Below are 24,863 nucleotides of genomic sequence, written 5' to 3' on the forward strand. Positions count from 1 at the left end.
GCGCCGTGGCACCCGGGCCTTCCGTATGCCCGGGACGGAGCACAGGGGCGCCAACCTGGGCAGCGGTCGTGAACGTCTCACGATTCGGATGCCCTGTCTTCCACTACGAGACCACAGCGGTGCGGTGAAGGACTACCATCGAGGGGAAACACCCGTAACGATGGGAGTCCACCCCATGCCAGCCCTACGCTCGCGCACCGTCACACACGGCAGGAACATGGCAGGCGCGCGCTCTCTCATGCGCGCCACCGGCGTGGAGCGCGAGGACTTCGGCAAGCCCGTCGTGGCCGTGGCGAACAGCTTCACCGAGTTCGTCCCCGGCCACGTCCACCTGCGGGAGGTGGCCGATGTGGTCGCCGGATCGATCCGCCAGGCGGGCGGGATCCCCCGTGAGTTCAACTCCATCGCCGTGGACGACGGCATCGCCATGGGCCACAGCGGCATGCTCTACTCGCTGCCCAGTCGCGAGCTGATCGCCGACTCGGTGGAGTACATGGTCAACGCGCACTGCGCCGACGCCCTGGTGTGCGTGTCCAACTGCGACAAGATCACCCCCGGCATGCTGCTGGCCGCACTGCGCCTGAACATCCCCACGGTGTTCGTCTCCGGCGGCCCCATGGAGGCGGGCAAGGTCACGGTGGTCGACGGCACCGCCACCACCGTCCGCAAGCTGGACCTGATCAACCCCATGATCGCCGCGGCCGACGAGAGCGTCTCCCAGGCCGAACTGGACGAGATGGAGGAGGCCGCCTGCCCCACCTGCGGCTCCTGCTCGGGCATGTTCACCGCCAACTCGATGAACTGCCTCACCGAGGCGATCGGCCTGGCGCTGCCCGGCAACGGCACCGTGCTGGCCACCCACACCGCCCGGCGCGCCCTGTACGAGGACGCCGGAAGCCGGGTCGTGGAAGCCGCGAAGCGCTACTACGAGGACGACGACGAGTCGGTCCTGCCGCTGTCCATCGCCACCCCCTCGGCGTTTGGCAACGCCATGGCCCTGGACGTGGCCATGGGCGGCTCCACCAACACGATCCTGCACCTGTTGGCCGCCGCCACCGAGGCGGGCGTCGACTTCGGCCTGACCGAGATCGACGAGCTCTCCCGCCGGGTGCCGTGCCTGTGCAAGGTCGCGCCGAACACCGAGAAGTACCACATCGAGGACGTGCACCGGGCGGGCGGCATCCCCGCCATCCTGGGCGAGCTGTCCCGCGGCGGGCTGCTGGACACCTCGCTGCCCACGGTGCACGGCAAGACGCTGGGCGAGTTCATCGCCTCCTGGGACATCGCCTCCGACACCGTCCTGCCCGAGGCGGTGGAGCTGTTCCACGCCGCACCCGGCGGCAAGCGCACGACCAAGGCGTACTCACAGTCGACACGCTGGGACACCCTGGACACCGACCGGGAGGCGGGCTGCATCCGCGCGGTCTCCCACGCCTACACCAAGGACGGCGGGCTGGCGGTGCTGTTCGGCAACCTCGCCCCGGACGGCGCGATCGTCAAGACCGCCGGTGTGGAGGAGGAGCTGTGGACCTTCTCGGGCCCCGCCAAGGTCTTCGAGTCCCAGGACGAGGCCGTCGACGGCATCCTCAACAAGAGGATCGAGCCCGGTGACGTGGTGGTCATCCGCTACGAGGGCCCCAAGGGCGGCCCGGGCATGCAGGAGATGCTGTACCCGACGAGTTTCCTCAAGGGCCGCGGCCTGGGCAAGGCCTGCGCGCTCGTCACCGACGGACGCTTCTCCGGCGGCACGTCGGGGTTGTCCATCGGCCACGCCTCCCCCGAGGCCGCCTCAGGCGGCGACATCGCCCTGGTGGAGGACGGGGACGTCGTCAGTATCGACATCCCGAACCGGAGCATCTCGCTGGATGTCCCCGGAGGGGAACTGGACACCCGTCGCGAGCGCCTCCTCAAGGAGCTGGGCCGGTTCCAGCCGCGCGACCGACAGCGCCCGCTGACGGCGGCGCTGCGCGCCTACGCGGCCATGGCGACCTCGGCCTCCACCGGCGCGGCGCGCGACGTGTCCCAGATCGAGGGGTAGGAGCGTGTGGCGGCCTGTCCAGGGCCGCCACCGGTGTCTCAGGAGCAGCAGCCGCCTCCACAGCACCCTCCGCCGGAGGGCGCGGGGGCAGGTGCCCTACCACCCACCGCCACGGTGGACAGTAGACGAACCGTGTCATCGTGCCCCTGTGGGCAGGCGGCCGGGTCCCCGGCTCGGGCCATCGGACGGGAGAGCTCGAAGGTGTCGCCGCACTCGCGGCAGCGGAAGTCGTATCTGGGCATGCCGTCAGAATACGGCCGCCCTCCGGCGGACGTGCCGGAGGGCGGAAGGGTGGTGGCGGGGACCGAGTGGGACGCCCGGTTCCGGTCCCGCCGGGTCATGCCACCAGATGGGCCATGTACGGCTCCCACTGGGGATCGCCGTGGAGGTCACCGTTGATCAGACGCCAGTGGGGGCCCTTGGGCACCTTCGGGGTGACATGCAGTTTCCAGCCGAGCTCGTCCAGGAACCTGTCGGCCTTGCGGTGGTTGCAGGGTTTGCACGCGGCCACCACGTTCTCCCATACGTGCGCGCCGCCACGGCTGCGCGGGATGACGTGGTCGATCGTCTCGGCCTTCCTCCCGCAGTAACCGCAGACGTGTCTGTCCCGACGCATGAGCGCCACCCTGGTGAGGGGCACTCTACGGCTGTGAGGGACGTTGATGTAGCGCCGGAGCCGGATGACCGACGGTACGTCGTAGGAACGTGTCGCCGAATGCAGTACCGCGCCCGCGTCGTCCTGGTGGACGACCTCCGCCTTCTCCCTCAGGATGAGGAGAACCGCCCTTCGCAGGGGCAGCGTCGTCAATGGTTCAAAACTGGCGTTGAGCAGCAGCACATGGCGTCGGGCGGTTCCTGGACCACCCTCCCGGCTGCCTCGGGCGCTCATCGCGTCGCCCCAGCCGTCGTCTGAGACGACTGTGTCTCTTCCCCGGCCAGCCGATTGGCCAGCCAGGAGACCTCCCTGTGTACCGATCCGAGGATCGGTGGTTCCGTACGCCTTGCCACACGGACCTCCCGGTGGTGCCGCCGAGTTGCGTCCCGCATTCAGTTTGCGTGGTCGGACCGCCCCGGCGCCACCCCAATTTCCATCGGGCCGCCCAGAAACCGCGTGTTCTCCCTTTTCTGCGCACCATTGTGCGCCGAACACCCCTGTTTCACCCTGCCGCCGCGCCGAACACACCGGGGTGGATAACGGTGGATAGAGTGCGAAGTATGCGCGAACTCCGCTACCCCTCGGCCGCAAGGCTGGACATCATCGAGAACCTGCACGGCCACACTGTCGGTGACCCCTACCGGTGGCTGGAGGATGACGAGTCGGCGGAGACCAAGGAGTGGGCGACCTCGGAGGACGCCCTGTACGCCGAGGTCTCATCGCGGTTCGGCACACGTGACTGGTTCGCCGACCAGGTGCGCTCCCTGCTGGGGGCCGGAAACGTCGGGGCGCCCGTGTGGCGGGGCGACCGCCGCTTCTTCGTCCGCCGTACCGCCGAACATGAGCACGGCGTGCTCCACGTCCAGGACGGCGACGGCCCCGAGCGTGTCCTGGTGGATCCCGGGGAGCTCGACCCGGAGGGCCTGACCACCCTGGACGCATGGAAACCCGACCACTCCGGCCGCCTGCTCGCCTACCAACTGTCCGAGGGCGGCAACGAGGAGTCCGTACTCCGGATCGTGGACGTCGACAGCGGCGACGTGGTGGACGGGCCCATCGACCGGGCCCGTTACAGCCCCATCGCGTGGTTGCCGGACTCCTCCGCCTTCTACTACGTGCGGCGTCTGCCCGCCGAGGAGGTCCCCGAGGGCGAGGAGAACTACCACCGCCGGGTCTACCTGCACCGGCTGGGCACCTCCACCGGCCAGGACATCCTGATCTTCGGCCGGGGGCGCGACAAGACCGAGTACTTCGCCCCCGTGGTGAGCCGCGACGGGCGCTGGCTGATCCTGCTCGCCAACCTGGGGACCTCGGCGGCCACCGACGCCTGGATCGCCGACCTGTCCGACGGAAACCTGGACGAGCCCAGCCTGGTACCGATCCAGGAGAACGTCGACGCCTCCCTGTACCCGCAGGTGGGCAGGGACGGGTACCTGTACCTGCTCACCGACCGCGAGTCCCCGCGCGGACGCCTGTGCGTGGCCGACCCCTCCGATCCCGCGTACGAGAACTGGACCACGCTGGTCCCGGAGGATCCCGAAGCGGTCCTGGAGGGATACGCGATCCTGGACGGCCCCGGGGTGGAGCGGCCCGAACTGCTGGTGGACCGCAGCCGCCACGCGGTCAGCGAGATCGACCGGCACGACCTGGCCACCGGCGAGCGCCTGGGCGGACTGGACATGCCGGGCCTGGGCACCATCGGCGGACTCGTCGAACGCCCCGAGGGCGGGCATGAGGCGTGGTTCGGCTACACCGACAACACCCACCCGTCATCGGTGTACCACTACGACGCCCGCTCGGGCGGAGTGTCGCTGTGGGCCGACGCCCCCGGCGACATCGAACTGCCCGGGGTGAACGTGGAGCAGGTCACCTACACCTCCGGAGACGGCACACCCGTGCGCATGCTGGTGGTCTCGCCCGAGGCTCCCGGCGAAGGGCCGCGGCCGACCATCCTGTACGGGTACGGGGGATTCCGGATCTCCCTCACCCCCGCCTACTCGGCGGTGGCGCTGGCCTGGGTGCGCGCCGGCGGCGTGTACGCCGTCGCCAACCTGCGCGGCGGCCTGGAGGAGGGCGAGGAGTGGCACCGGGCGGGGATGCTCGCCGACAAGCAGAACGTCTTCGACGACTGCGCGGCTGCGGCCGAGCACCTGGTCGCCACCGGTGTGACCGATCCTGAGCACCTGTCCGTCATGGGCGGCAGCAACGGCGGCCTGCTGGTGGGCGCCATGGTCACCCAGCGACCGGACCTGTTCACCGCCGCCGTCTGCTCGGCACCGCTGCTGGACATGGTCCGCTACGAGAGGTTCGGTCTGGGCCAGTTGTGGAACGTCGAGTACGGTACCGCCGACGACCCCGAGCAGCTGGGATGGCTTCTGGGCTACTCGCCGTACCACAACGTGCGCGAGGACACCCGCTACCCGGCGACGCTGTTCACCGTGTTCGACAACGACACCCGCGTGGACCCCCTGCACGCGCGCAAGCTGTGCGCGAGGATGCAGCAAGCCACGTCGGCGGAGTTGGCGGAGCGGCCGATCCTGCTGCGCAGGGAGTCGGAGGTGGGCCACAGCTCGCGCTCGGTGAGCCGCAGTGTGGCCCTCAGCGCCGAACAGCTGGCCTTCCTCGCCCACTACCTGGACCTTTCCGCGGGCTGACCCCGCCCCGGGCCCCGTGGGAGAGCAACAACACAGGGAGCGGACGGGGAGCACAGCCTGTTCTCCTGGGGAGCCTTGAGACAATCGAGGGTGTCCCGCCCCCCAGGAGAACAGCGGAGAGGAACCCGGACGTGACACAGACCGAGGCCGGAGACGCCGACACCCGGACGGTGCCCCGGCGGCACGTGCATCTCGCCCAGGTCCGCTACGCCGACCTCGACCCGCAGCACCACGTCAACAACGTGAGGATGCTGACCTACCTGGAGGACGCGCGGATCTCGTTCCTGCGCTATGAGGGCTTCGTCGAGGACGAGGAGGTCTTCGGGGCGATGGTCGTGGCCCGGCAGGAGGCCGACTACGTGGCACCGCTGCTGCCCCGGTCGGAGCCGGTGCGCGTGGAGCTGTGGGTGACCGAGGTGCGCAACGCCAGCTTCACCCTGTCCTACGAGATCCTGGACGACACGAAGGTGTACCTCAGGGCGAAGACGGTGCTGGTCGGTTTCGACGTACCGACACAGCGCGCCCGGCGGCTCAACCCCACCGAACGCGCCTTCCTCGCCGACTACGCCTGAGCGCCGCGGGGCCCCGCCGGCCCCGCGTCCTTATTTCAGGGAGATGGTGACGGTCTCGCCGTCGTCGCCGTCGTCATCGGCGGACACCGACATCCGCGTCGGGTTGGTCGCCTCCGGGACCGCCGACTCCTCGGGAACGTTCACCATGCTGTGCGCGGCCATGACCATGTACTCCCACAGTTGCCGCTCCAGCACCTCGTGCAGGCCGAGGGAGTCCACCGCCGCCCGCATGTGCTTGAGCCACAGGTCGCGCTCGGTGACGCCGATGCGGAAGGGGACGTGCCGCATCCGCAGCCGGGGATGCCCCCGCTGCTCGTTGTAGGTGCGCGGACCTCCCCAGTACTGGATGAGGAACAGGCGCAGGCGCTCCTCGGCGGGGCCGAGGTCCTCCTCTGGGTACATGGGCCGCAGCACGGGGTCCTCTGCCACGCCCTCGTAGAAACGACGGACCAGGCGGGTGAAGGTCTCCTCACCGCCCACTGCCTCGTAGAACGTCATACGCACGGGCTCGTCGCCCGCGCTCTGCTGGTGATCGCGCGCGGAAGTCATCGCCACCAGGGTATGTGACACCCCGGCGCCCACAAGTGGTCAGCGGGAACGGGTCCGTGCACCGGCGCCGCGGCTCCGTCCCTTCCGGGTGGGCGGAAACGACGGAGCCCGTGGCCGGACCGGTGGTCCGGCCACGGGCCGGTGGAGCGCTGCGGGCCAGGTGGGGCCCGGTGTCCTGGTGCGTCAGTCGCGGGTGAGCTTGCGGTGGGTGACCGCGTGCGGACGCGCGGCCTCGGGGCCCAGACGCTTGATCTTGTTCTGCTCGTAGGCCTCGAAGTTCCCCTCGAACCAGAACCAGGAGGCGTCGCCCTCCCACGCGAGGATGTGCGTGGCGACGCGGTCGAGGAACCAGCGGTCGTGGGAGGTGATCACGGCGCAGCCGGGGAAGTCCAGCAACGCGTTCTCCAGCGAACCGAGGGTCTCCACGTCCAGGTCGTTGGTGGGCTCGTCCAGGAGCAGCAGGTTGCCGCCCTGCTTGAGGGTGAGCGCCAGGTTCACGCGGTTGCGCTCACCACCGGAAAGCACACCGGCGGGCTTCTGCTGGTCGGAGCCCTTGAAGCCGAACGCGGCGACGTAGGCGCGGCTGGGGATCTCGACCTTGCCGACCTCGATGAAGGTCTCGCCGTCGGAGACGGTCTCCCAGACGTTCTTGGTGTCCTCGATGCGGCCACGGTACTGGTCGACGTAGGAGATGTTGACGGTGTCGCCGACGTTGATGTCGCCCTGGTCGGGGGTCTCCTCACCGACGATCATCTTGAACAGCGTCGTCTTGCCGACACCGTTGGGGCCGATGACGCCGACGATGCCGTTCGGCGGCAGCGAGAAGCTGAGGCCGTCGATGAGCACGCGGTCGCCGAAGCCCTTGGTGAGGTTCTTGACCTCGACCACGGTGTTGCCCAGACGCGGCCCCGGCGGAATCTGGATCTCCTCGAAGTCCAGCTTGCGGGTCTTGTCGGCCTCGGCGGCCATCTCCTCGTAACGCTGGAGACGGGACTTGCTCTTGGTCTGGCGGGCCTTGGCGTTGGAGCGGACCCACTCCAGTTCGTCCTGGAGGCGCTTGGCCTTCTTGGCGTCCTTCTGCCCTTCGACCTTCAGACGGGTCTGCTTGGTCTCCAGGTAGGTGGAGTAGTTGCCCTCGTAGGGGTAGAACTGGCCCCGGTCCAGCTCCAGGATCCACGTGGCGACGTGGTCGAGGAAGTACCTGTCGTGTGTGATCGCGATGACGGTGCCGGGGTACTTGGCCAGGTGCTGCTCCAGCCAGTTCACGCTCTCGGCGTCCAGGTGGTTGGTGGGCTCGTCGAGCAGCAGCAGGTCGGGCTGTTCGAGCAACAGCTTGCACAGGGCGACGCGGCGCTTCTCACCACCGGAGAGCTGGGTGACGGAGGCGTCGCCGACCGGGCAGCGCAGCGCGTCCATCGCCTGCTCCAGCTGGCTCTCGAGGTCCCAGGCACCCCTGTGGTCGAGCTGCTCCTGGAGCTTGCCCATCTCCTCGAGCAGATCGTCGGAGTAGTCCGTCGCCATCAGCTCGGCGATCTCGTTGAAGCGGTTGAGCATCGCCTTGGTGTCGGCGACGCCGTCCTCGACGTTCTCCAGGACGGTCTTGTCAGGATCGAGGAGGGGTTCCTGCGCGAGCAGGCCGACGGTGAAACCGGGCATGAGCCTCGCCTCGCCGTTGGACGGCTGCTCGATGCCGGCCATGATCTTCAGAAGCGTCGACTTACCCGCACCGTTGGGGCCCACGACGCCGATCTTGGCTCCGGGCAGGAACGACCCCGAAACGTTGTCCAGGACGACCTTGTCGCCGTGCGCCTTGCGCACGTTGTTCATGGTGTAGATGTACTCCGGCATGCTCCCAGCCTAGGGTGTCGGGGCCAATGCCCCCGCCATCGCTGATGGCCCGGGGTGACCGCCGTGAAAATCCGCGTGTCATGCGGAATCGGAGAACCCGACATGGCCACCCGAAACGACGTCTCCTCCCTCGCGGAACTGGTGGACGGGTTCCTCGAAGACCGCACCGCCGACGGGCGCCCGTAGAGCTGCTCGCGCCCGCCGCTGCCAGCTCCACGGGTGCGCGGCCGGGGACTCCGAAAAGGCTCTGCCCCACCCCCTTGGGGCGGGGCACCTCGCACGTCCTCCGCACGGGGGCACGGTCACTCACTTCCCGCAGTACTCAATAGGAATTGCCTTCTAGGGTGCCGGGGCCAGGCCCGGGCGGGAACGCACCCAGCCCGGCCCCGTACTGCGTCGGTGACCGCTCACTCCTCGGGACGCTCGCTCCTCTCGCGCAGCCAGCGGGGTGTGAACTCCCGCCAGCGCTCCACCGGCAGCCCCCAGGCCAGTGCACGGCTCATCAGCACCGCCATGGAGTAACCGGGGTCAGCGGTCAGAGCGACGTCCAGAGCCGCCGCGGCCAGCGGTTCGTCGCCGCGCTGCCACGCCGCGACCGCCAGCAGCGAGGCGGGGGCCGCCCGTTGGCGCTGGGGCAGGTGTCGAGTGACCCGGCTCCACAACTCCTGGTGCGCGGGCGCGGTCTCGGCGGTGATGCGCGCCCACACCTCGTCGCGCACGCGGGTCTCAACCAGGTACGCCCCCAGCCAGACCAGCTCCTCCCGGTCGGTGGTCCCCCGGCCCGCCCGCTCGGCCCGCACGGCCGCCAGGACGATGGGCAGGCCGCGGTCCGTCAGGGTTCCGCGCATCCCCTGTTCCAACAGCCGCCGGGTTTTCGCCTCCGCTTTCTCGGCGAGCGCGTCCACGGCGATCCGCTCCTCGCCGCCCACGGGTTCGAGGAGGTCCCGGATCCGCTCCGCGTCGGCCCCGGTCGGATGAAGGGACACTGCGGGGGCGATTCCGTGCAGAACCGCGCTGGCCGGGACGGTGGAGCTGTCGACGTTGACGGCGGTTCCCTCGACCGGACAGCAGTCGACCTTCCGACAGGTGTAGGACCAGTACCGGCCGTCGGTGACCCGGAGGGCGTCCATGACGGTCAGGGCGCGCTCGCGTGCGGCGGACAGGAGCCCGTCCACGTAGGGGGTGACCCGTTCGGGCGGCCCGTAGGCCACGACCACCAGGGCGGTGCAGCCCTCGGACACGGCCGTGTCGACGGGGACGACGGCACGCTCCAACGAATCGTCGACCGCGTTCAGCCGGTCCAGGTCGCCGCAGAACGCGGAGTGCACGCCCTTGCCCCGCATGGCCAGGACCACGATTCCGGGGTCGGGAGGCTTTCCCACCAGATAGGGAAGGGTGGCGATGACGTCGGTCGGGGTGGTCAGGACGAGGGCGGCGCGCGGCGCGGGGACGCGGGGACGCGCCGCCTCAACGGAGCTTCGTGGTGTGGGGACCACGGGGGTCACAGGGTCGGGGGCGTCGGCCGGGGCCGGTCCGGGCTCGGCCGGGGTGTGGGGGCGTTCCGTGGGGGTGAGGGGGTCGAGGGAATCACGGGGGTCGGAGGGGCCGAGAGGACGGTGTGGCTGGTCGGAGTGCATATATTCACGGTGGGTGACGCGGTGGTTTCCCGCAATGGCCTCTCCGAAGCTGTGGACAACTCCGCGGAACCGTGAAGCCGCGGTTCAGGGGATCTCTGTGGGATCGACGGGGTCGACGGATCCCGCGCGTCCGGGGATCTCACCTCCTCGGGGACCGGGGATCTTGCCGCCGGCGCCGGGACGTCCAGCGGGCAGGCACACGCGGTTGCGGCCGGTCTCCTTGGCCCGGTAGAGCGCGAGGTCGGCCGCGGTGAGCAACTCCACCAGGTCGTTGCCGTGGTCACCGGTGACGGCCGCGCCGATGGAGATGGTGATGGACACGGGCACGTCGTCCACCGCGATCTCCATGCAACCCACCTGGGAGCGCAGACGCTCGGCGGCCCGCCACGCCTCGGTGGTGTCGGAGCCGGGCAGCAGCACCACGAACTCCTCTCCGCCGAAGCGGCCGAGCAGATCGGACTGGCGCAGCTGCTGGGCGATGGTGGTGGCCACTCCCAGCAGCACCTGGTCGCCGAACAGGTGCCCGTGGTTGTCGTTGACCCTCTTGAAGTGGTCGATGTCGATGATCAGCACCGCTGCCCGGCCCCGCGAGGATCGCGCTCTGGCGATCTCCACCGACGCTTCCTGCTCCCAGGTCGGGGCGTTGAGCAGGCCCGTCTTGGGATCGGTCCGGACCGCCATCTGCAACTGCTGGTACAGCAGGCTGCGCTGTAGGAGTAGCACCGGGGGAACGGCGATGACCAGCAGGAAGAGCGACAGGTGGGCGAGGATGGCGACGGTGACGCCGACACATAATTCGACGGCGTCCACGGTGAAGGCCTCGCGGTCCCACATGGGTCGGAGGCTGTTTCCGGGACCGCTGCTGATCCCCGCGGCCACCGCGACGAGGAGCGTGTTGAGGATCGTGAACCCGGCGCAGCACAGCACCGCCACGAAGACGCCCATCCCGGTGCTCAGGCTCTCGTGGGCCTCGGGGGCGCCGCTCAGCCCGACCTTGAACCCGCCGCCCTGGATCGCGTGCCAGATCACCGAGGCCAGGAACCCCGACAGTGCGATCGAGGCCGCGTTGAACACCCTGCGGTGCACCAGCGCACGGCGCGAACGGAGCTGGAGCAGCAGGAAGACGGGGATGGGGATGAGCAGCGAGTACAGGGGCGGCAGGAGGAGCACGACGGGGAACCACCAGGCGCCCAGCAGGTCGCGGGTCAGGCCGGCGGGTATACCCAGTCGCCGGATCGCCTCCACGCAGAAGGCCGCGCAGACGACGAACCCCGCGAAGACGGCCAGGTCCAGCCACACGAGGGTGACCAGGCCCGCGGTCACTCCGAACAGGAAGAACCAGGAGAACAGGAGTAGCCCCATGTAGAAGATCAGGCTTCGGGGCTGCTGTAGAAACGGCCAGCGCACCCGCCCCTCGGAGGGGCTGCCCTCGGTCTTCATCGGCTTCTCCGAGATGCTCACGGCTCCGTCCTCCCTTCCCGCGTCACGTTCTGTCGCTCGCTCCCGCACCCGTCTCCGATGAGCCGACCGCCCCTCGAGGTTCTCCCTTCGACGGGCCGGATTTGCCCCGCGTTCCCTTACGGTGCCACTCGGTTACGACCATTGGATACCCGTGAACCCGAAAAGTTGTTCGGTGCGTAGCACCGTCGTTACCGCCGCTACTTTACATTACTTTGGGTAATAAATTAATTGCTTATTGTGTGAGGCTTGCAGGCAGCGCCCCCGCCGCTCTCGGAGGCGGTCTCCCGGAGGGTTGGAACAAGCGGAGTTTTAGGGCATTCTGCGCTAGGGACCCAAGACAGTAGCTGTTCTATGGCACAGGGTGTCGACCGCCTGGCGCCCTGGTCGTCCAGGTCCCGGCAGCACCCGACCGAAGGAGCACGACATGTTCAACAGCATCCACTGGATCTAGCCCGAACCGAACGAGACCCGGGGGCGGGCGGCGCGGCGCCGCCCGTCCCCGGGCTGTTGAACGACGTGTGGAGGACTCCGGCGGGACGGTGCTTCCCTGCCCCACCGCCGGGGCCCTCAGGTCAGTTCGCGGTGCTGGCCACCTCATAGGCCGTCCGAAATGTCCGATACCTGGCTAGTTCGGCCTCCATCGGCTCCACCACACGCAGTCCGGTGATCTCCCGGACCCGGACCTGGGCTGCCCTCTCCACGTCCTCACGGCGCTGGACCGCGGCCACCTCCACAAGATTTCCGCAGCCGACCCCGGTCAGCCATCCCACCAGGAGGGCGGCGGCCACCACGGCACCGGAGTAGACGGCGAACAGCGGGTCGTCGAACGCACGCAGCCCGGTGATACCGCCGCCGAACCAGCTCAGCAACGCCACGACCGCCCAGGCCAGCCCCACGCCCGCGACCGCCAGCAACGCGTACTGGGCCGCACGGGCGGCCTTCCACCACGGCGGGCTCAGATCGGGGTCGCCGACCGCACCGGAAACGGCTTCCCCCAGCTCGGCCGGGAGCTCGGGCACCCCGCTGCGCGCGGCGGCGCGCATCCGGCGGCGCCAGGGTGCGGGCATCCCCTCCGAGACGGTGTCGGCGGCATCGCCCAGAACGGTCTCCAACTCGGCCTCGTGGGCGTCCACCGGGCCGCCCACGCCGTTCTCGCTGTCACGGCGCAGGAAGTCGAGCTGGACCGCGGCGAGCGGGTCCTTGCGCAGCCGCGCCGCACCGCGGGCGGCCGGCCAGCCGACCTGGCGCTTACCGCGTCTGACGTCGTTGGTCTCGGTGACGTCGGCGACCGCCGCCACCCCGGCCGCGCTGGCCAGGCCGTCCTGGATGCGGGCACGCACATCGGCCGGGACGGTCTCGGATACCGCTTCGCCGTGGAACTCCCCGAAGAGCTCGATCACCTGGTCGAGGTCGGCGGTCAGCCGGTTCACCAGGGCCCGCCGCTCACGCACCGTCTCGGCGAGGAACTCGCGCAGTTCGTGGATGCCCTCGCCGGTGACCGTGGAGGTGGTGATCACCCGCGGGTGCACCCCCGACTCCGTCTCCAGCAGGCGGCGCAGGTCGGTGAGCAGTTCCTCCAGCTCGTCGGTCTCGACCTTGTCGACCTGGTTGAGAACGGCGACGGTGACCGCGCCGTGCCCGGCCATCTGCGCCAGGTAGCGGTGGTGCACCGCCGCGTCGGCGTACTTCTGCGGATCCAGCACCCACACCAGCAGGTCGACCGAGCCGATGAGCCGGTCGGCCTCGTCGGTGTGCATGCTGCGGACCGAGTCGTGGTCGGGCAGGTCGAGCAGGACCAGGCCGGTCAGCTCGGAGTTACCCGAGTCCAGGACGCTGCTGCGCGAGTGCCGGTAGCGGGTGGGGACGCCCAGCCAGCTCAGGAGGGGGTCGGCGCCCTCGTGCCCCCACACGCAGGCGTGCGCGTTGGAAGTGGTGGGCCGGGTGACGCCGGTCTGTGACAGCTGGAGTCCGCACAGGGCGTTGAACAGGGAGGACTTACCGCTGCCGGTGCCCCCGGCGAGCGCGACCACGGTGTGCTCGTCCGACAGCCGCAGCCGGGCACCCGCGTGGTCGAGCAACTGGGCGGACCGCGCGGTGAGTTCCTGGGGCAGGTCCTCCCGGCCCAGTTCGGTGAGGGTGGCCAGCGAGTCCAGGCGCTCGATCAGCTCGGCGCGGGTGGTGGCCCGGTCGGACCGCCAGCCGTCGTGGGTGGTGGGGCGGTACTCCTCGTCCTCTTCGGCCTCGTCGGCGACGGTGTTGGGGCCCACGGCGCGGAAGGCACCGGAGACGGCGGAGGGGCCGGGGATGCGGCGTGGCAGCGGCTGAGGCTCCTCGCCCGTGGCGTCCCCGTCGCTTTCGGGCTCCGCGGTCCCTGGGCCGGCGGCGGTCGCGGGGGTGCGCCGGCCCCGCTGCGGGCCCGGTCCGGTGCCGGGCTCGGGGCGCCGCCCGGCTGGCTCTTCCTCCGCCTCGACCGGACCGGGGGCCCGGGCGGGCGCAGCCTCGCCTGCACGCTGCGCGGAGTCCTCTCGGGGGCGGTCCTCCTGACCGGTCGGCCCGTCATCCCCAGTGCCCTGCTGCTGGCCCACCGCCGGGAAGGCACCGGTGTTGCGTCCCGCGATGCGGGTGTCGTCGACCGCCTCGGCGAGGCTGCCGACCCACCCGGCGAGCCCTTCGGGGTCCTCGTGGTCGGCGGCGTCGGAGTCGGCGCCGCGGACGCTCCCGCGCTCTCGTTCAAGTGCCGCCGAGCGCCGCGCGTGCCGTCCAGAGCGCCGCTGCGCGTCCGAGGAGGCTTCCGGGGCCCCCGAGTCGCCCCCCTCACCCTCCGGCGTTCTCCCGTCGCTCCGGGGAGCTTCCCTCGAAGCTACCGGGTAGCCCGCGATGCCGTCGTAGGCGGGCTCCTCGGAGCCCTCTCCGGACGCGGTGTGCTCGGGGTGTTCGGGGACCGGCATGGTGTACCCGCGCCACGGCCCGCTCCCGGACCGCGTGTCGTTTCGGGTGCGTTCCTCACTCCGGGCACCGGGCGCGGGCTGCCCGCTCTCGCGGTTCTCACCCTCGGCGCGGTCTCGCTCGCCGGGGTTCCCATGCGCCTGCGCGGGGTTCCACTTAGTCGTCATCAGATGTGTGGGGTGGATACCCCGCCTTCAGGCGGGGAAGGAAGCCCCTGCCTCCTTCTTCTGCGTGGTGTAGCCGTAACCGTCCGCCCGCCGGAGCAGGCGCAGGTTCTTCCATGGGATCTTGACCAAGCCGTGCGGGGTTTGCAGGGTGTGGTCATCACTGCTGCATGCCGCCACCCGACCGGGTTCCTCCCCTGTTCCCGGGGAAGTCCGCTGACGCGGACTCCAGGGCGGGCCGTTGGGGAAGCACGGTCTGACGGTTCTGCCCACCCGTGTGAAACGGAGCCAACGAGTCACCTCCCTGGTGTTGGTTGGTGATGATAACGGCAGGCTCCCGACCGCCAGGGATGGAAGCCCCCACCTTCGGACGGTGGGACCCGTTACCGTGCTGTCTCAAGGTTGTACGTGGCCTGGTAGAGCTGGACGGCGGTGTCCTCGGACGGGATTCCGGCCGATGCCAGGGTGTCGTCGAAGGGCACACGCTCGCGGTTGAGCAGCCCGAGGACGCGCTGGCGCAGGTCCTCCCGTGCCGACGCGCCAATGCTACGCAGTGACTGGGCGCCGAAGAGTCCCTTGAGCAGGCGCTGCGGGGAGGGGCCGGAGGCGTCGGCGGCCGCGTGGACGCCGCCTCCGGAGCGGGACCGCTCGTATCCGAGCAGGTCGATGATCAGGACCAGGGCGACGATGTCATGGTCGAAGGTGACGAACCGGGCCACGGAGCGCTTGGTGGCGCCACCGGCGGTGGTCATCTCGGCGATCCCGCGTTGCCACTCGGTGATCTCCTGGCGGATCTGCTGCGCCAGCAGGCCGGTTCCGGGCTTGTTGAGGGCCTTGACCGCCAGTTCCCCGCCTCCGGGTACCTCCCGCCACTTCTGCTCGATCTCGTCGGAGGCGCGTTCGCAGGAGGAGACCACCAGGGCCTCCAGGGCGTCGCGGACGGCTCGCTCCAGAGCCCCCACACGCTGGCTCCGCTCAGCCTGCTCGGCACGGCCGCTCCTGCGCGCGCGCCTTCCGCGCGGGCGCAGGCTCCTGGTGAGCTCTCCCCCGGCGGTCACCTCCTGCCAGCGGGCAAGCAGCGATCCGCGCAGCAGGGAACCGTCTCCCAAGCTGGTCTCGATGCGGTGGCGGGCGGTGGCGTAGGAGTCGTCCACGGCGGTGGAGAGCGTGCGCCCGGCCTCGATCTGCGCCTCCACTTGGCGGGCCAGTTCGGGGACCCTGGTGCGGAAGCTGTCGATGACGCCGATGAAGGTGCGCCGGGAGACGCGGTCGCGCTGTTCGGCCTCGCCCGCGACGTCGGCCAGGTAGCCGCGAATGTGGTCGGCGACATTGGAGGTGAAGCGCTCGCCGCGGACCTGGTCGGTCTCGGGGATGGCGAACCGGGCGGCCGCGCCCAGTCCGTTGGCCTCCAGCATGGCCCCGAAGTGGTCCAGGAGTTGGCGCCGTCCCCGACGCGGCACCCGGGAGAGCACGACGGCCAGGGAGGTGTCGCGGTCGCGGGCGACCTGGAGGAACTCCCACACGCGCGCGTCGGCGTAGCGGGTACTGGTGGTGACGAACATCCACAGGTCGGCGGCGTCGAGGAACTTGGCCGCGAACTCGTGGTGGGCGGCGACGGCGGAGTCGACGTCGGGGGTGTCGAGCAGGGCCACGCCCGGGGGCATCGCCTCGGTGGCGGCCAGCACCAGCATGCCGTCCTTGCCCGGCATCGCCAGGCCCTGCTGGCGCACGCGCGGCAGGGACGGGATGAAGGAGGCCTCGCTGAACCAGTCGACGTCGGCGGGGTTGCAGGCCAGGACCGGGCTGTTGGTGGTGGGTCGGCGCACGCCGGTGGTGGTGACCTGCTCGCCGACCAGGCTGTTGACCAGGGTGGACTTGCCCGCGCCGGTGGATCCGGCGACCGCGATCAGCAGCGGGATGTCGGAGCGGCGTACCCGGGGCAGGACGTAGTCGGACAGCTGGGCGAGCACGTCGACCTGGAGGGTGCGCCCCTCCTCCGCGTTGGGCAGGCCGTCGGCGAACTCCAGGTCCCGGATCTGCTTGCGCAGCGATTCCAGGACCTGTTCGAAGTGGTGGTCGTCCGGTACGGGAGCGCGGTGCTTGGCCGGTCCGTCCGGAGCCGGGACGGTGGGCCCCCGCCGGGCACCGGGGCCCGCCTCGTACGCGGGTTCGGAGCCCTGGGCGGGCTGGTCAGAGGTAGCGGCCGGTCCGGTTCCGAACCGGTCCGGGGCACCGGGACCTGTGGTCCCCGGTACTGCCGACGGCCGGGTCATGATCGGTGTGCCCTCCTCATCGGTGCTGACGGTCCCCCGCCGCGTGAACGACGTACGCCGCGGGCAGAGGTCTCACTGGAGATCGCGCCCGGTCGCCAGTCGACGGGTCTCGAACTGGGTCCCCGTGTGCAGTATGTCAAGATCCCGCGCTGTTTTGACCACTTCTCCGATGATCACCACCGCCGGAGGCCGGACTCCAACCGATCGGACCGACGCGGCGATGGTGGCCAGCGTACCCGTGACGACCCGTTGACCCGGCAGTGTGGCCTCCTGCACCACGGCGACGGAAGTGTCCGCGGAGCGGCCATGGGAGACGAGGGCGTCAGCGATCGACTCGATGCGCTCCACTCCCATGAGGACCACGACGGTACCGCCCGCGCGTGCGAGCCCCGACCAGTCGACCGTGGAGCGCTCATCCCCCGGCGGGACGTGCGCGGAGACGACGTGCACGTCCTGGGCCACACCACGGTGGGTGGTGGGGATGCCCGCGCTGGCCGGGGCGGCGAGTGCACTGGTCACACCGGGTACGGCGATGACGGGGACCCCGGCGGCGGCGCAGGCCGCGGCCTCCTCGCCGCCGCGGCCGAACAGGAAGGAGTCGCCGCCCTTGAGCCGCACCACGAACTCGCCCCGCCGCGCGCGGTCGACCAGAACGGCGTTGATGTCCTCCTGGGTCATGGACCGGCCGTAGGGGATCTTGGCCGCGTCGACGATCTCGACGTCGGCGGGCAGGCGGTCCAGCAAGGAGGTCGGGGCGAGCCGGTCGACCACCACCACATCGGCCTGGGAGAGGAGCTGTTGCCCCCGAACCGTGATCAGGCCGGGATCGCCGGGGCCGCCCCCGACGAGTGCGACGCCTTGGAGGCGCTCGCGTCCGCGTCGGGCGTCGAGGGTGCCGTCGGTGAGGCCGTCGACGACCGCGTCGCGCAACCCGGCCGAGCGCCGGGGGTCGCCGGAGGCGACGACGCCGACGGTGATCTCGCCGGCGGTGCCGCTGGCGGGGGTCCAGGCGGAGGAGGCGTGCCGGTCGTCGGCGCGCACGCACCACACACGGGCGCCCTCGGCCTCCTCGGCCACGGCGGCGTTCACGCCGGGGGCGTCGGTGGCGGCGTGCACGAGCCAGTAGGCGGGGGCGTCCGGTCCGGCGACGTCGCCGGAGGCGTAGGGACGCCGGTGCCAGGTGAGGTGCCCGACCGAGGCGAGGTCCTCCAGGGCCGCGGACACCTCGGGTGCGATGAGGGTGACCCGGGCTCCGGCTTCGAGGAGTACGGGCACCCGGCGCTGGGCGACTCTGCCCCCGCCGACGACGAGGACGTCACGGCCTTGCATGCGCAAACCAAGGAGATAGGTCACGGATCGCGCCCCTTCGGTCGTCCGTACCGGCCCCCGGCGACGACGGCGGGGTGCTGGCGAAAAGGCGCGCCAGCCACCGGCGATGTCGGTGATTGCTCCACACAGTACGTTGTCAAACAGGTGTTACACAGGCGTAAACGAGAGCGCCTGGGCGGTGTGACCCCGCCCGCACCGGATGCCGGTACGGGCGTGAGCACGGGGCCGCCTCAGTGCGCGGCGGACACGCCCGCGTCGTCGAAGGTGGCGACGTCGCGCAGGGCTCGCGCCGCGCTCTGGAGCAGCGGCAGGGCCAGCAGAGCGCCGGATCCCTCGCCCAGGCGCATCTCCAGGTCGACCAGGGGCCGCAGACCCAGGTGCTCCAGGACCAGGCTGTGGCCGGGTTCGCTGGAGCGGTGCCCGGCGAAGCAGGCGCTGACCGCCTCCGGGGAGATCGCGGCCGCAGCCAGCGCGGCCGAGCCCGCGATGACCCCGTCGAGCAGGACCGGGACGCGCAGTGCCGCACCGCCGAGTACGAACCCGGCCAGGGCGGCGTGCTCCAGTCCGCCCAGCGCGGCGAGGGTGCCGATGGGGTCGTCCGGATCCACCGGGTTCGCGGACAGTGCGCGCCGCACCACGTCGATCTTGTGCGCGTACATGGCGTCGTCCGCACCGGTGCCGCGGCCGGTGGCCTGGTCCGGGTCCGCTCCGGTGAAGGCGCACACCAGCGCGGCGGCCGGTGTGGTGTTGGCGATGCCCATGTCGCCGGTGATCAGGCAGCGGTTGCCCGCCGAGACCAGGTCGCGGGCGACCTCGATACCGCCTTCCAGCGCTTGGAGGGCCTGCTGGCGGGTGAGCGCGGGGCCCTGCGTGAAGTCGGCGGTGCCGCGCGCGACCTTGCGCGGCAGCAGGCCCGCGGCCCGGGGCAGGTCGCCGACCACGCCGACGTCCACCACGGTGACCTCGGCGCCGACCTGGGCGGCGAAGGCGTTGACGACCGCGCCGCCCCCGAGGAAGTTGTGCACCATCTGGGAGGTGACCTCCTGGGGCCAGGAGGTCACCCCTTGGGCGTGCACGCCGTGGTCCCCCGCGAACACCACGACGGCGACCGGATCCGGGACCGGCGGTGGGCACTCTCCCGCGAGTCCGGCGAGTTGGACCGAGACCTCCTCCAGGAGGCCGAGGGAACCGTGCGGCTTGGTCATCCGGTTCTGCCGGTCTCTGGCCTCCTCCATCGCACGGGTGTTCAGCGCTCCGAGGGTGGTGATGGTCTCCTCCAGCAGGCTCGTGGGCTCCTGGCCGGGCAGACCGCGGCGACCGTAGCGGTCGTGGTGCACCGCCCAGGACAGGGGGCGTCCCCGGGCCCAGCTGGCAAGACTGAGTTCGGGTTCGGCGGGGAACTCCTCCACATAACCGACGCACAGGTAGGCGACCACGTCCAGGTGGGAGGGGAGTTCGAGGGCGCGGGCGACGTCGCTCTCGTCGAGGAAGGTGACCCAGCCGACGCCCAGGCCCTCGGCACGCGCGGCGATCCAGAGGTTCTCCACGGCGAGTGCCGCGGAGTGGGAGGCGGCCATGGGCTTGGCGTGGCGGCCCAGGGCGTGCCGCCCGCCACGGGTGGGGTCGACGGTGACGGCGATGTTCAGGGGCGCGTCGAGGATGGCCTCGACCTTGAGCCCGGAGAAGGCACGGGCCCGGGTGCTGGGCAGGGCGTGCGCGTAGCCATCGCGTTCGGTCTCCGCGAGGTCGCTGACACGGCCGCGCAACCCGGGATCGTCGATGACGAGGAAGTCCCAGGGCTGGGAGTGGCCGACGCTGGGAGCCTGGTGGGCGGCCTCCAGGACACGGGTGAGCACGTCGTGGGAGACCGGGTCGGGGCGGAAGCCCACGCGGACGTCGCGGCGTTCGCGGATGGCCCGGTAGACGGCGGCGCGCTCGGCGTCGCCGTAGACGTGGTCGGACCAGCCGTCCACGGACGCCGCGGGCGCCCCCTGGGGCTCGGAGGCGGGCTGGACCGGCGGACCGGTGTGCTGCGGCTCGGGTAGAGGCGCGGCTGCTTCGTGTGCGTGCATGTTCCGTTCTGCTTCGGCGGTCGCGGAGGGCTCCTCCCCGTGCCCGGACCCCTGGTCGGGGGCGTGCTCGGGAGGTGCCTGGTGGACGGCTTCGGCCTCTGGCCCGGAGGCGCGCTCCCCGCCCCGGAAGGGGATGACGTTGGGGTGGTGTGGCGGCCCGGTCGGCGGCGGCGCGTCCACCGGGGGCGCGGCCTCGGACGCGGTCTCGTGCGCGGGCTGCGGGGCTCGGGGAGCGTCCAGGGGAAGCGGGCCGTGGGGGGAGTAGGGCTCGGGCGGGGCGGGGCGCGAGGGTTCCTGGGGCGCGGATCCGGCCGGCCGCCGGAAGGGGTTGGCCGACGCGCCGCCCTCGCGCGGCGACTGGGTCTGGGCGCCGCGTCCGCTCTCGGGGAGCCCGTCCAGCAGTCCGCCGAGGCGGGGACCGGCCCCGGGAGCGGGCCTGCCGCCGTGCCAGCGAGGCGTTTCGTGTCCGCCCTCTTCGCCGCGCCGGGCGTCCTCGCGGTCATCCTTGGTCATGATCGCTCCCCGAAAGAGGTGTTTCGACGGCCCATCTCCGCTTGATTCGGCGTTGACCGATAAGCGTAGTCTGCGGCTTTCGCGCCTTTCGCGCGGGTCCCCCGAGACCCCTGGCCACCGGCCCCGGCTCGGCTGCCGGAGTCCTCAAGTCACCCCAACTGTGCCAGAGTCCGCTTGAGCACGCGGAGGTTACGAAAGACTCGCACCTCTTCCCCCCAGGTCAGAGCATGCGGGATCCCCGCCCGGGACGGGCGTGCACTGAACGGGCCGCCGCCCGGAACCGCTCTGACCCCAGACAGGGGAGGGTGCCTGAGCGTCGGACCGCGACGCCGTGGTGACGCGGATCCGGGCTCGTGTCCACGCGCTCCCCCGCTTCATCGGAGAAATCACCGCACACCACAGCGCTGCCGACTTTTCACCGTCACGGGGACCGTCACCAGTCACAGATTCGGCCATGTCACTGGTGGCGTGGGTCACATCATCATGCAAGGGTGTCGGGGTTCCCGATTCCGGGAGCCCAGTCGGACGAGCCGAACGGACGGACACACATGCGAAGGCGCACCCTCCTGGCTGGTGCCACCGCCGCCGCGGGCCTGACCGCGCTGGGCACCGTCCTTCCCTCCCCGCGTCCCGCCGCCGGGGGATCTGACGACCGGCTCGTGCCCCGGGTACTGACGGAACCCTCCTCGGCGGACGGACTCGTCCGGCCCGACCTGCGCTTCGACATGGTCTCCGTCACCGGGAGCCCCCGGGACACCGATACGGCGATCCGCTTCGAGACCGCCGACGGCCTGGGCCGATGGGTCCCGGTCCGTCTTCACGCCGAGGGCCGCGACGACCGGGAACCGGTCGCGGCCGCACTGGTGCGGGCGCCGAAGGGCGCCACAGGCTACGAGGCGCGTTCGAGGGGGGAGACCGCGGCCGTGAACCTGAGTGACGGAGAAGGGCTGCGTTTCGGCGGCCCCGAACAGATGTGGCTGCCTCCGGACTCCTCCGCGCCGAGCGGTCTGGCCGCGCTCCCGTTCCGTACCCGCGCGGGCTGGGGCGCCGACGAGTCCTGGCGCTTCGACGACGAGGGCGAAGATCTGTGGGAGGCCCGGTTCCACCCGGTGCAGGCGCTGACCGTGCACCACACCGCGATACCGACCGGGGACGACCACGCGGCGGACGTGCGGGCGGTGTACCACCTGCACGCGGTACAGCAGGCTTGGGGCGACATCGGCTACCACGTGCTCATCGACCCCGACGGGGCGGTCTACGAGGGCCGCCACTCCGGCGGGGACCGCGTGCCGGTCTTCTCCGGGCCGCCGGTGCCGGGACGGGCCCGCGCGGTGACCGCCGGGCACGTCTACGGGTTCAACCACGGCAACGTGGGCGTGTGCCTGCTCGGCGACTTCACCGACGAGCTTCCCACACAAGCCGCGCTGGACGCCCTGGTCGGCGTACTGCGCCTGCTGTGCGCGGTGACCGGCGTGGACCCGGCCGAGCGAATCGAGTACGTGAACCCCGATACCGGAGCGGCTACCCCGGGCGACGCGCTCTCGCGGCACCGTGACTGGCTGGCGACCGAGTGTCCGGGCAACGCCTTCGCGGAGGTGTTCGACACCACCGTCCGCCAGCGAGTCGCCTCCGGCCTGGCCTGAGCGCCTACGGGCACCCCCGGCGGATCCGTACGGGAACCGCGGTACCGCGGTTTTCGTACGGGTTTCCACGAGCACCGTCGCGGGACCGCCCCCACCCGCTCCGGGTAGGAAGAACGGGTGCCGAACCATCTGTTCTGCGCGTATTGTGAGCGCACCCTGAAGTGATGGGAGAGACCCCGGCGTGACCACCACCCAGAGCAGACCGATCCTGCCGTCCGTGATCCTGGAGACTGAGCACCTGCGGCTACGCGCTTTCGTCGAGGACGACATCGACGATGTGTACGCCACCTGTACCGACGCCGAGCTCCAGAAGTGGCTCCCCCTCCCCCGCCCCGGCGCGCCCTACACCCGTGAGGAGGCCGAGGTCTGGTGCCGCGAGGCGGCTCCCGGTATGCGCACCAACGGTGAGGGGCAGCAGTGGGCCATGGTGGAGCAGGAGACCGGGCGGCTGGTGGGCTCGGTGGGCCTGGTGCGCGTCCTGTGGTCCGCGATGACCACTGAGATCGGCTACTGGGTCTCGCCCTGGGGCCGCGGTCATGGATACGCGACCGAGGCGGCCGTGGCCGTCTCTCGCTGGGCCGTCAGCCAGAGCTTCCAGCGGGTGGAGATCAAGGCCGCCACCGGCAACACCGGCTCGCGCCGGGTCGCGGAGCGGTCCGGGTTCAGCTTCGAAGGCGTCGAGCGCAGCGCGATGCCGCTGCACGAGGGCCGCGCCGACCTGGCCGTGTACAGCCTCCTGCCCGCCGACCTGGTCTGATCCCGAAGGCCGACCACCTCTCAGGGCGTGGCGCGCGACGGGAGGTGCTCCGGAGGCCGCGGGCACGCGGCGGACCGGCAGACCCCGGACCGGCACCGTGACGACGCGTCGGGGGACCGCCTCATGGCCCGCGGCGCCCGCCCCTCCCCTGGCGAACGCGGCGGAGGAAGCGGACACAGCCGGGAACCCGCGGCCGCGACCAGCGGTCCCCGCCCGCCGCCCCTTCGTCTCGGTGCTATCCCCACACCCGGGACAGCAGCCACCTGCCGGTCGCCGTGTCGTGGCGCAGCTCGTACACCCCCTGCGAACGCGCCGTACCGGCCTCCACCCTCCAATGCCTGCGTTCGGGCACCTGGGGCTCATGCGCCGGCGTCCAGTCCATGCGCAGGGTGACCCAGTGTTCGAGGATCCTGCGCACCCCGTACACCCTGCCGTTCCACGTGAACCGGGCCGGGCGCCCATCGTCCTCGGCCACGGTGACCTCCGCCCCGTAGTACCGTCCCACGACACTTCCCCTCAGCATCATCCGTCTCCTGACCGTCCCGGCGCACGCCACCGGGACACCCGCCCGGGGGAAGACTCGGACAGATATTCGAACGTGTGTTCTGATCCTAGCGAAACCAGTGCTCCCGTGGAACTGTTTCGGGCCGAGCCGCATCCCCTCATGTGAGCACGAGGCCGCCGCCCCACACTCCGCGTGCACAGCGCGGGTGGGTACGCTGAGCGGCTCGCCCCACCGGAAACCGTGAGGTCCCCCATGTCGCACAGTGGCAGCCCGCGCCGCCCCGAAGGCCCCACCGGCCCGGAAGGCCGCCCCGGGCCCGCGGCGCCAACGCGCGGGCGCCGCGGGCCCGTCATCGCCGCCGCCGCTGCCGCCGCGGCACTGGTCCTGGCCGTCGGGTACACCACCCTCCGGCTCACCGACGACGGTCCTCCCACCGACACCTCCGGCATCCTGGCGTACGGCTTCGAGAGGAGACCGGACTGGGACGGGCTCGGCTCCTACCTTCCCGGGATCCGGGAGGAGAACGGGTACTGGGCCGAGCAGGACGGCGTCATGCTGGTCCGCGATCCGCAGGTCCACGAGTACGCGCGGACCTCGGTCTGGGCTCCGGCCCTGACCACCGAGATCCCCGAACAGATCATGGGAGAGGCCGACGCCCGCGTGGTCCTGGGGTACGGACAGGCCGAGTTCGCCCTGCAATGCTGGGACACCTACGGCCCCTCGGACGACCCGGTCCAGCAGGTCTCCTACGAGGGGGCGGTCCGCTTCAACGGTGAGCAGGCGGTGATCCGCAAGTGGTCGGCCGGTTCCGAGTCCCACGAGGACCTGGAGCGCAACATCGGCGTCTCCGGCTTCACCCCCTATCCCGTTCTGGAGGGAAGCACCGAGGGCACGGGATCCGAGGCGGGGGAACAGGTCGCCAACAACCTCAAGTTCGCCTGCGAGTACGTTGGGGGAGAGGACGATGACCCGCCCGCCATGCGGCTGTCCCTGTGGGTCAACGACGGGCTCGTGGTGCGGGCGCTGGACGAGGAGGCGGTCTCCGAGGACACCGTCGGAGAGGCCCTCGTCCGCCGCTACGGCCTCGCGCAGAACCCCGGTTCCAGCGGCCAGCCCATCGGCGTACTGTTCGAGACCTTCCGCCTCCACGAAATCCACCCCGACTGACCCCCGGCGCGCCTTCGCGCCGCCCCGAGCCCCCGCACCACGAGTCCCCGCACCACGAGTCCCGGCCCCGCCGGGGAACC

General features: G+C 71.0%; 18 protein-coding genes. 6 read left to right on the forward strand and 12 right to left on the reverse strand.

The window, feature by feature from the left end; translation table 11 throughout:
- Positions 1-175: 175 nt before the first annotated feature.
- A complete protein-coding gene (gene ilvD / locus AC0T5L_RS24000) occupies positions 176-2,038 on the forward strand; it encodes a dihydroxy-acid dehydratase (RefSeq protein WP_476167747.1) in 1,863 nt (620 codons plus the stop codon).
- A gap of 38 nt (positions 2,039-2,076) precedes the next feature.
- Here ilvD and AC0T5L_RS24005 read toward each other — a convergent pair whose 3' ends face one another.
- Together AC0T5L_RS24005 and AC0T5L_RS24010 are read right to left on the reverse strand one after the other, a co-directional pair.
- Positions 2,077-2,280, reverse strand: a complete 204-nt coding sequence (locus tag AC0T5L_RS24005; protein WP_476167748.1) for an FmdB family zinc ribbon protein — start codon at positions 2,278-2,280, stop codon at positions 2,077-2,079.
- A 95-nt stretch (positions 2,281-2,375) separates the two neighbouring features.
- On the reverse strand, positions 2,376-2,876 hold the full coding sequence (locus AC0T5L_RS24010) for an HNH endonuclease (RefSeq protein ID WP_476167749.1): 501 nt from the start codon (positions 2,874-2,876) through the stop codon (positions 2,376-2,378).
- A 377-nt stretch (positions 2,877-3,253) separates the two neighbouring features.
- Here AC0T5L_RS24010 and AC0T5L_RS24015 point away from each other — a divergent pair, with 377 nt between their 5' ends.
- On the forward strand, positions 3,254-5,347 hold the full coding sequence (locus AC0T5L_RS24015; protein WP_476167750.1) for a prolyl oligopeptidase family serine peptidase: 2,094 nt from the start codon (positions 3,254-3,256) through the stop codon (positions 5,345-5,347).
- Positions 5,348-5,478: 131 nt separating this feature from the next.
- Positions 5,479-5,919, forward strand: a complete 441-nt coding sequence (locus tag AC0T5L_RS24020) for an acyl-CoA thioesterase (RefSeq protein WP_476167751.1) — start codon at positions 5,479-5,481, stop codon at positions 5,917-5,919.
- Positions 5,920-5,949: 30 nt separating this feature from the next.
- On the opposite strand, the gene AC0T5L_RS24025 is transcribed toward AC0T5L_RS24020, so the two are convergent.
- The 9 genes from AC0T5L_RS24025 to cobT all read right to left on the reverse strand — a co-directional run bounded on the left by AC0T5L_RS24025 (position 5,950) and on the right by cobT (position 20,711).
- Positions 5,950-6,468 (reverse strand): globin, encoded by a 519-nt coding sequence (locus AC0T5L_RS24025; RefSeq protein ID WP_476167752.1) that lies wholly within the window; start codon positions 6,466-6,468, stop codon positions 5,950-5,952.
- Positions 6,469-6,651: 183 nt separating this feature from the next.
- The gene (gene ettA / locus AC0T5L_RS24030; RefSeq protein ID WP_476167753.1) at positions 6,652-8,316 is read right to left on the reverse strand and encodes an energy-dependent translational throttle protein EttA; all 1,665 of its coding nucleotides are present in this window, start codon (positions 8,314-8,316) and stop codon (positions 6,652-6,654) included.
- Between the two features lie 407 nt (positions 8,317-8,723).
- The gene (locus AC0T5L_RS24035; RefSeq protein WP_476167754.1) at positions 8,724-9,953 is read right to left on the reverse strand and encodes a DUF4192 domain-containing protein; all 1,230 of its coding nucleotides are present in this window, start codon (positions 9,951-9,953) and stop codon (positions 8,724-8,726) included.
- An 84-nt stretch (positions 9,954-10,037) separates the two neighbouring features.
- Complete coding sequence (locus AC0T5L_RS24040) at positions 10,038-11,414, reverse strand: sensor domain-containing diguanylate cyclase (protein WP_476167755.1); 1,377 nt, start codon at positions 11,412-11,414, stop codon at positions 10,038-10,040.
- A gap of 572 nt (positions 11,415-11,986) precedes the next feature.
- Entirely contained in the window at positions 11,987-14,527 is a 2,541-nt protein-coding gene (locus tag AC0T5L_RS24045) for a YfjP family GTPase (RefSeq protein ID WP_476167756.1), read from the reverse strand.
- Positions 14,528-14,554: 27 nt separating this feature from the next.
- Complete coding sequence (locus AC0T5L_RS24050) at positions 14,555-14,704, reverse strand: hypothetical protein (RefSeq protein ID WP_476167757.1); 150 nt, start codon at positions 14,702-14,704, stop codon at positions 14,555-14,557.
- Between the two features lie 203 nt (positions 14,705-14,907).
- On the reverse strand, positions 14,908-16,797 hold the full coding sequence (locus AC0T5L_RS24055; protein WP_476167758.1) for a dynamin family protein: 1,890 nt from the start codon (positions 16,795-16,797) through the stop codon (positions 14,908-14,910).
- Positions 16,798-16,869: 72 nt separating this feature from the next.
- Positions 16,870-18,150, reverse strand: a complete 1,281-nt coding sequence (cobA, locus tag AC0T5L_RS24060; RefSeq protein WP_476167759.1) for a uroporphyrinogen-III C-methyltransferase — start codon at positions 18,148-18,150, stop codon at positions 16,870-16,872.
- A gap of 206 nt (positions 18,151-18,356) precedes the next feature.
- Positions 18,357-20,711, reverse strand: coding sequence for a nicotinate-nucleotide--dimethylbenzimidazole phosphoribosyltransferase (cobT, locus tag AC0T5L_RS24065; RefSeq protein ID WP_476167760.1), 2,355 nt, complete (start codon positions 20,709-20,711; stop codon positions 18,357-18,359).
- 548 nt (positions 20,712-21,259) lie between these two features.
- On the opposite strand from cobT, the gene AC0T5L_RS24070 reads away from it, so the two are divergent.
- Complete coding sequence (locus tag AC0T5L_RS24070; RefSeq protein WP_476167761.1) at positions 21,260-22,354, forward strand: peptidoglycan recognition protein family protein; 1,095 nt, start codon at positions 21,260-21,262, stop codon at positions 22,352-22,354.
- Between the two features lie 181 nt (positions 22,355-22,535).
- Positions 22,536-23,111 (forward strand): GNAT family N-acetyltransferase, encoded by a 576-nt coding sequence (locus tag AC0T5L_RS24075; RefSeq protein WP_476167762.1) that lies wholly within the window; start codon positions 22,536-22,538, stop codon positions 23,109-23,111.
- 235 nt (positions 23,112-23,346) lie between these two features.
- Here the strand turns inward: AC0T5L_RS24075 and AC0T5L_RS24080 are convergent, their stop codons facing one another.
- A complete protein-coding gene (locus tag AC0T5L_RS24080) occupies positions 23,347-23,637 on the reverse strand; it encodes a DUF6504 family protein (RefSeq protein ID WP_476167763.1) in 291 nt (96 codons plus the stop codon).
- A 231-nt stretch (positions 23,638-23,868) separates the two neighbouring features.
- Between AC0T5L_RS24080 and AC0T5L_RS24085 the strand changes: the two genes are divergently transcribed.
- On the forward strand, positions 23,869-24,783 hold the full coding sequence (locus AC0T5L_RS24085; protein WP_476167764.1) for a hypothetical protein: 915 nt from the start codon (positions 23,869-23,871) through the stop codon (positions 24,781-24,783).
- The last annotated feature ends 80 nt before the right edge of the window (positions 24,784-24,863 follow it).

The organism is Nocardiopsis sp. TRM 82005 (genome assembly GCF_056312425.1).

Coding starts and splice junctions, on each gene's coding strand:
- ilvD (WP_476167747.1), top strand. CDS start 176: ATGCCAGCCCTACGCTCGCGCACCGTCACACACGGCAGGAACATGGCA.
- AC0T5L_RS24005 (WP_476167748.1), bottom strand. CDS start 2,280: ATGCCCAGATACGACTTCCGCTGCCGCGAGTGCGGCGACACCTTCGAG.
- AC0T5L_RS24015 (WP_476167750.1), top strand. CDS start 3,254: ATGCGCGAACTCCGCTACCCCTCGGCCGCAAGGCTGGACATCATCGAG.
- AC0T5L_RS24025 (WP_476167752.1), bottom strand. CDS start 6,468: ATGACTTCCGCGCGCGATCACCAGCAGAGCGCGGGCGACGAGCCCGTG.
- ettA (WP_476167753.1), bottom strand. CDS start 8,316: ATGCCGGAGTACATCTACACCATGAACAACGTGCGCAAGGCGCACGGC.
- AC0T5L_RS24035 (WP_476167754.1), bottom strand. CDS start 9,953: ATGCACTCCGACCAGCCACACCGTCCTCTCGGCCCCTCCGACCCCCGT.
- AC0T5L_RS24045 (WP_476167756.1), bottom strand. CDS start 14,527: ATGACGACTAAGTGGAACCCCGCGCAGGCGCATGGGAACCCCGGCGAG.
- AC0T5L_RS24055 (WP_476167758.1), bottom strand. CDS start 16,797: ATGACCCGGCCGTCGGCAGTACCGGGGACCACAGGTCCCGGTGCCCCG.
- cobT (WP_476167760.1), bottom strand. CDS start 20,711: ATGACCAAGGATGACCGCGAGGACGCCCGGCGCGGCGAAGAGGGCGGA.
- AC0T5L_RS24070 (WP_476167761.1), top strand. CDS start 21,260: ATGCGAAGGCGCACCCTCCTGGCTGGTGCCACCGCCGCCGCGGGCCTG.
- AC0T5L_RS24080 (WP_476167763.1), bottom strand. CDS start 23,637: ATGATGCTGAGGGGAAGTGTCGTGGGACGGTACTACGGGGCGGAGGTC.
- AC0T5L_RS24085 (WP_476167764.1), top strand. CDS start 23,869: ATGTCGCACAGTGGCAGCCCGCGCCGCCCCGAAGGCCCCACCGGCCCG.